We start from the raw sequence: 6,790 nt of genomic DNA, 5'->3' as shown, positions 1-6,790 counted from the left end.
CCGATGGCACTGATGGTGCCATCGGCGCCGATCGACAGCTGCGATCCCAACGGCACCACGATAGGGCCGTTTTCGCCGATCACCGGGCGGCCGACATTGACCAGCAAGCCATTGCCATCGACCTGCAAGTCGCCACGACGGGTATAGGCCTCGCTGCCATCGGGCATCTGCACCGCCAGCCAGCCGTTGCCATCGATGGCCACGTCCAGCTCACGGCCGGTCGTGCTCACGGGGCCGGGCGAGAAATCGCTACCCGGCGTAGTGGCCGCCACCGAGGTACGGGTGGGCAACAGGCCATCGCCCTGGACCGGCACCGCGCGCATGGCATGCAGTTGGGCACGGAACCCGGCGGTCGAGGCATTGGACAGGTTGTGACTGACCACCGCCTGCTGGTCGAGGCTCTGCTTGGCGCCGCTCATGGCGGTATAGAGAATGCGATCCATGATTCAAACTCCTGACTCGGCCGCCATCAGCGCAGGTTGATGGCGGTCTGCAAGACCTCATCCAGGGTCTTGATGGTCTGGGAGTTGGCCTGATAGGCGCGCTGTGACACGATCATGTCCACCAACTGCTGGGCCATGTCGACGTTGGACGTCTCGATGGCACCGGACTCGACGGAGCCCAGCTGGCCGGTTCCCGGCGTACCGACCAATTCCTGTCCGGAAGCGGCGGTCGCGGTCCAGGCATTGTCACCCGCCGACTTCAGGCCTTCGGGGTTGCGGAAATAGGCCAGCGCGATCTGCCCGGCGGGACGCGACTGCTCGTTGGCATAGTTGCGCATGATGGTGCCATCGCTTTCGATGGTGATCCCCACCAGAGCCCCCGACGTGAAGCCGTTCTGGGTCAGGGCGCTGTTCGTGGACTCGTTGCCGAACTGAGTGGAACCGGCCAGGTCGAGTTCGAACACCAGGTCTTCGGGATCGCCGCCCAGTGCCGCGGAATCGAAGGTGATCTGTGGCATGGCTCCGACAGCCGGCGTAGCCAAGGTACCGTTCTGGTTGAACGTTGCGGTGAAGTCATTGGCGGTGCTCTCATCATAGACACCATCCATCACCGCCTTGGCATCCCAGGTATTGGCACCGGTCTTTTCGTAATAGACGGCGATATTGCACGGATTGCCCAACGAATCGTAGACGGTGAAGTTATTGGAATAGTGGTAATCAAGCGTCTGCGTACCACCGCCCAGATTGTTGACCTCCACTTGGCTGAGCTCGTCGCCCACCACTTCGCGCGAGTCCAGGTTGAGAGTCGTCGCCACGTCGGTGGTGGCACTCGCCGGCATCTCGTCCGCGGGTACGTTCAGCACCTGGGCCTGACCACCCGTCTGCACGGCACCGGCAGCGTTCAGGCCGTAGCCCATGATCCTCGCGCCCTGGGAATTGATCAGATCGCCACCGGGAGTCAGCGACAGTTGGCCATTGCGCGAATAGACGACTTCCCCACCCTGCTCGAAGCGATAGAATCCCTCGCCACTGATCGCCAGGTCGAGATTCCGGCTGGTCGCCTCGAGGTTGCCGGCATTGAAGTTCTGCAGCGTGGCGGATACCCGCGTACCCAGCCCCTTGGCTCCGGCATAGACATCGGCGAACTGCATATCGGCACCCTTGAAGCCGACGGTCTGCGAGTTGGCGATGTTATTGCCCAGCACGTCCAGTTTCGATGCCGCGGCGTTCAACCCGCTCAATGCTTGTGAAAAGCCCATTGTCTTACTCCCCGTGTACTGTAAGTACGATCTTTATTTATTGCTGCTGCATTCTTGTTCGCCATCGTCAGTGGACATGCCGTGCTGACCAGGCATCGATGGTATTACATGCTCAGAATCTGTCGGACATCGGCCAGGCCGGCCTGCTCGCTGACACCACCCAGATCAAGAAGTGGAGAGCCATTACCGTCGGTGGAGATACCCCGCACCATGGCATAGTTCAGGGCCGTGGCTTTCACGGACTCACCGCCGGCACTGGCCGCGATGCTGACGTAGTAGGCCCCTTCCGGCGCCCGCTCACCGCTCTCCAGAGTGCCATCCCACTCGAAGGACTCGACACCGGCATCGATCGCTCCCAGGTCAAAGCGGCGCACCACCTGCCCGGCACCATCGCGGATGGTCACGGCGAGGTTATCGGCAGGCTTTGCCAGCTCGACACCGAATGGAGTGGTACCCTCTTCACCGACCAGCAACCGATCCCCGGGCACCAGCACCCCCTGGCCGATCAAGGCAGTCGCCTGCAGTGTATTGCCGGCATCGATCTGACCGGTGATACCCTCCAACGTACTGTTGAGCTCTTCGATACCGCTGACGGTATTGATCTGCGCCAGCTGAGAGGTCATCTCCGCGTTTTCCATGGGATTGAGTGGATCCTGGTTCTGCAACTGGGTGACCAGTAGCGTCATGAAGTTCTCGCGCAGATCATCACCCTTACCAGCACTGCCCGTCGCGGCGCCGGTATTCAGGCTGTTGAGCACACTGGTATCGATGGTGGTGGACATGGCAATCAACCCTCGCCCAGCGTCAGTGTCTTGAGCATCATCTGCTTGCTGGTGTTCATCACCTCGACATTGGCCTGGTAGGAACGCGAAGCCGAAATCATGTTGACCATCTCGTGCACCGGATCGACGTTGGGCATGGTCACATAGCCGTCATCGTTGGCCAGCGGATGCTCGGGGCGATACTCCATGCGCATGGGGGACGGATCATCCACCACCTCGCGGACGCGCACTCCTCCCACGCCGTGGCGTCCCTGCGCCTGCGCCTCGAACAGCACCTGCTTGGCTCGATAGGCCTCGCCATCGGGACCGGCCACGCTATCGGCGTTGGCCAGGTTGCTGGCGGTCACATTCATGCGCTGAGACTGCGCACTCATGGCCGAACCGGAAACATCGAATACGGAAAACATCGACATGGGTTGCTCCTGGGTTGCCTAGACGACACTTATTCGGGCTGCATCGCCGTCTTCAGGCCCTGAATGCGACTGTTGATCAGGGATAGACTGGCCTGATAGCGCACGGCATTATCGGCAAACTGCGTACGCTCACGGTCCATGTCCACGGTATTGCCATCCAGACTGGGCTGCTCGGGTATGCGGTACAGCAGGTCCTGGACAGGCGGCGCACTGGCTTGGGCGGGAATATGACGAGCCGAGGTCGTGGTCAGGGCCAAACCGCTACCGGTACTGCGCCCTTCGCTCATGACGCGCGACAACTCCTTGGAAAAATCGAAGTCGCGCGCCTTGTAGTTGGGCGTATCGGCATTGGCAATATTGCTCGCCAACACCTCGTGGCGCTCGGCACGCAGATTCAGGGCTTCCTGGTGGAAGCGCAGCGCCCCATCGAGCTTGTCAATCATCCCCTAGCCTCCCTGTGTCACGTGGCCAACGCTCGCCACGGGTAATGGGTCAGCATGGAGAATAGACGAGTCCTTGTCTGCGCAAAGGGATAAACAGGCGGTTATTTGCCGGTCAATTTCCGCTTTGGGTTTTGAACATGACGACTACAATCATCAGTCCCGATTCATGCCTCGACCATATCGCGCCTTGCGCCCAGGGTGTTCCCATGCTGCTGTCCCGCCTCCGCCGACATCCATCGGTCATCGTTCTATCAGGCCTGATGGCGCTGGCCTTGACGACACCTGTGCAGGCAGGCGACGACGACAATACGGCCCTGCTCAATGAGCGAGTGCATGCCTTTCTCTATGCCCAGGCCAGCGAACTGGGTAGCGAAGTGAATATCGAGGTGCACCCTCCCTCGGCGCACCTACCCACCTGCGAGAACCCTCGGCCCTTCTTGCCCAATGCCAACCAGTCGCTAGCCGGACGTGTCTCGGTCGGCGTTCGCTGTGGCGAGCTGGGCCAGCAGGTCCGCTACATGCAGGCCACCCTAGCGGTGATCGGCGAACAGGTGGTGACTTCCCGGTCCATCGCCGCGGGCACGGTGATCGACGCCAGCATGCTCGCCTTGCGCCCGGCCGAATTGGGGCGATTGCCCAACGGTGCGATTACCGAGATGGCACAGGCCATCGGCAAACAGGCCACCCGGCCGATCGGGGAAGGCCGGGCGCTTACCGAGCGGCAACTGAAGGAGGTGACGCTGGTCGAACGTGGTGCCAGGGTGAGGGTCGAGGCTCGCGGCCAGGGCTTTTCCATCGCGCGCGAGGGGGAGGCTCTGGACAACGGCGCCATGGACAGTGAAATTCGTGTTCGCCTGGACAATCGCGACATCTTGCGGGCCCGCGTGATCGGCCGCGACCGCCTCGAGGTCGATTTTTAGCCGACGCATTCAAGTTTGCTGCCCAACGGCCGATAATGGGGGAAAGGCATGAGCAAGAGAGAAACCTCGTGAAAATCGACAGCTCCCACCCGTTGACTCGCCCCAACCATAGCGAGTCCGGTGACAAGACGACCAGGACCAATCGTGGCGACGCCTCCACTGGCGAGTCATCGCCTGCGGCCATCACTCACCTGCACCAGGCTGCCGGCAACAGCAGCCAGGACATCGATAGCGCTCGCGTCGCGGAAATTCGTCAGGCGATCAGCGAGGGACGCCTGGAGATTCGCGCCGAGCGCATCGCCGACGGCCTCATCGACAGCGTACGCGACCTGCTCGGTGGCGCACCCGACGGTCAGGACGACTCATGAGTCTCGACCAGCATCTCGCACGCCAGCATCGGCGCCTCGAAGCGCTGGCCACGCTCCTGACCGACGAACGCCAGGCATTGGCCACGGGCCAGGTGGATGGGAAGCGGCTCAACGATATCGCCAGTCACAAGCAGGCACTGCTCGAAGAGCTGGAACGTCTCGAAACACAGCGGCGCAGTGCTCAACGCGCCCTTGGTTATGCTGACCATCATGCCGGTGCGGAACAGGCCGCCCAGGATGCCGGTTGCCTGGATGCGTGGCACGCCATGCGCGAGCAAGCCGAGCAGGTTCGCCACCTCAACGAACTGAACGGCACCCTCCTTCAGATACGGCTGTCGCACAACCAGCGCACCCTCAACTTTCTGCACGAGGCCGCCGGCCAGTCGCTCTACGGCCCCGATGGCCAGTCCCATCGTCGGGGGCTGGCAGGTATCGACTCGCGGGCCTAAGCTTTCTTGGCTTTTGCTTGACCTCAAGGTAACGCTTCGGGGATAGTTCAGTTACATTCTGACACGCTATCCGCCTAGTGCACGGCCGACATCCGACGTGACCGGCTAGCGGGCGTTACGGAGAGACCCAGGGATGCCGACCAGCAGCCAGTCCGCCTGTTCTGCCTCGAAGGACACCATCTCAGCGACAGCGCTGACCGAACCTGAGCTGCCCGCCGCCCTGCAGGCTCGCCTGCAAGCCTGCTCGACACTCCCCTCGCTGCCCGACGTCGTGATGCGGGTGATTGCCTTGGCAAAAGCGCCGGATACCAGTCTGCATGAGCTCGCACGCTGTCTCGAACGCGACCCGGCCCTGACCCTGCGGCTGCTCTCGCTCGCCAATAGCGTCTTTCATTCCCAAGCCCGGGAAGTCGCCAGTTGTCTTGAGGCCGTTTCACGCCTGGGAATCGATGCCACCCTGTCGGTGGCCTTGGGGTTCGGCCTGGCCCAGCGTCGCGACAGCAGCGAGGCCACACGCCTCGATCTCGACCATTTCTGGCAGCGCGCGTTGATCAGTGCACTGGCCGGACATCGCCTGGCCATGCAGACAGGGCGTCCGGATGCGGGGAGCGTCTTCACCATCGCCCTGCTACAGGACATCGGCATGTTGGCCCTCGATACGGCGGCCTCCGACATCTACGGCGACATCGTGTCGGACACTCACGACCATGCCGTCATCATTGAACGCGAGCGGCAACTCCTGGGCTGCGATCATGCCCTGGTCGGGGCCTGGCTGGCAGAACGGTGGGGGCTGCCGGAGCGCCTGGTCGACGGCATCGCCGCCAGCCACGGCTCGTTCGACACCCAGCCACCGAGGGATGGGTGTATCATCGCTGCCGCCCTGATCGCTGACGCCTGGCTCTCGACGACTCCCGCCCATCTCTTTGCCGAGCTTCTACCCAGCCTGCCTCAGCATCTCGACCTCGACACCGCGAACTTGCGTGAATTGATCACCACCCTGCAGGACGACCTCCCCACCATTGCCCAGCTTTTCGAAATCACCCTCCCGCCGGGCTTCGATGCTCAGCAACTGCTGCTGGAAGCCAAGCAGGTACTCCATGCGCACAACCAGCGCCTCAATGCGCAATTGCTCACGCAATGCCAGGAAATGGAACGGCTACGCAACCACCAGGCGCAACTGGACCGTCGCATTCGCTTCGATGCGTTGACCGGACTCTACAATCGCGCTTATCTCGAAGAACTGCTCGAGGCACATTTCCTATCGGCCAGAAAGAAACGCACCTCACTGGCGGTGGTCTTCATCGACCTGGATCACTTCAAGCGCCTCAATGACTGCCATGGGCACCGACTGGGCGATGAAGTCCTGCAGAACTTTGCCGAGCTTTTGCGGGGTCAGCTCTGTGATCGCGTACAGGGAGGGCGCTATGGCGGCGAGGAGTTTCTACTGATCCTTCCCGAGACATCGCAGGAGTTTGCCGTCCTCGTTGCCGAGACACTGTGCCGACGGCTGGCCGACACGCCCATGGCGTGGCTCGATGGAGAGCCCGTCCATGTCACCGCCTCGCTCGGCATCGCCCACATGGAAGGTGATGACTACGACAATGCCCGCGATCTTATCCATGCCGCCGATCAAGGCATGTACATGGCCAAACGCGGTGGACGGGCGCGCATCGCGCATTTCAATCCCGCAACCGGCAGCCCCCAGTGATCGCC

9 protein-coding genes are annotated in these 6,790 nt (G+C 62.0%); 4 read left to right on the top strand and 5 right to left on the bottom strand.

What is annotated here, in order from left to right; all coding sequences use genetic code 11:
- The 5 genes from ACFOEV_RS16335 to flgB form a co-directional block, all read right to left on the bottom strand.
- The coding region (locus tag ACFOEV_RS16335; protein ID WP_386775853.1) for a flagellar basal body rod protein FlgF at positions 1-443 on the bottom strand (443 nt) is incomplete at its 3' end.
- Positions 444-469: 26 nt separating this feature from the next.
- Positions 470-1,702 carry a flagellar hook protein FlgE gene (gene flgE / locus ACFOEV_RS16330; protein WP_386775851.1) on the bottom strand — a complete coding sequence of 411 codons (1,233 nt, stop codon included), beginning with the start codon at positions 1,700-1,702 and terminating at the stop codon, positions 470-472.
- Between the two features lie 104 nt (positions 1,703-1,806).
- Complete coding sequence (gene flgD, locus ACFOEV_RS16325) at positions 1,807-2,484, bottom strand: flagellar hook assembly protein FlgD (RefSeq protein WP_386775849.1); 678 nt, start codon at positions 2,482-2,484, stop codon at positions 1,807-1,809.
- Positions 2,485-2,489: 5 nt separating this feature from the next.
- Complete coding sequence (flgC, locus tag ACFOEV_RS16320) at positions 2,490-2,897, bottom strand: flagellar basal body rod protein FlgC (RefSeq protein ID WP_386775847.1); 408 nt, start codon at positions 2,895-2,897, stop codon at positions 2,490-2,492.
- 29 nt (positions 2,898-2,926) lie between these two features.
- Entirely contained in the window at positions 2,927-3,340 is a 414-nt protein-coding gene (gene flgB, locus ACFOEV_RS16315) for a flagellar basal body rod protein FlgB (protein ID WP_386775845.1), read from the bottom strand.
- A 137-nt stretch (positions 3,341-3,477) separates the two neighbouring features.
- Here flgB and flgA point away from each other — a divergent pair, with 137 nt between their 5' ends.
- From flgA to ACFOEV_RS16295, 4 genes are all read left to right on the top strand, one after another.
- Positions 3,478-4,260, top strand: coding sequence for a flagellar basal body P-ring formation chaperone FlgA (gene flgA, locus ACFOEV_RS16310; RefSeq protein ID WP_386775843.1), 783 nt, complete (start codon positions 3,478-3,480; stop codon positions 4,258-4,260).
- Positions 4,261-4,328: 68 nt separating this feature from the next.
- Positions 4,329-4,628, top strand: coding sequence for a flagellar biosynthesis anti-sigma factor FlgM (gene flgM / locus ACFOEV_RS16305; protein WP_386775841.1), 300 nt, complete (start codon positions 4,329-4,331; stop codon positions 4,626-4,628).
- Entirely contained in the window at positions 4,625-5,077 is a 453-nt protein-coding gene (locus tag ACFOEV_RS16300) for a flagella synthesis protein FlgN (RefSeq protein WP_386775839.1), read from the top strand. Before flgM ends, ACFOEV_RS16300 begins: the two co-directional genes overlap by 4 nt.
- A 133-nt stretch (positions 5,078-5,210) precedes the next feature.
- Entirely contained in the window at positions 5,211-6,785 is a 1,575-nt protein-coding gene (locus tag ACFOEV_RS16295; protein ID WP_386775837.1) for a sensor domain-containing diguanylate cyclase, read from the top strand.
- The last annotated feature ends 5 nt before the right edge of the window (positions 6,786-6,790 follow it).

The sequence above is a fragment of the Litchfieldella rifensis genome (assembly GCF_042646605.1).
Taxonomy (GTDB): Bacteria; Pseudomonadota; Gammaproteobacteria; order Pseudomonadales; family Halomonadaceae; genus Litchfieldella; species Litchfieldella rifensis.
Note: the sequence above shows the minus strand (reverse complement) of the source record. Positions and strands in the feature narration are given on the sequence as shown.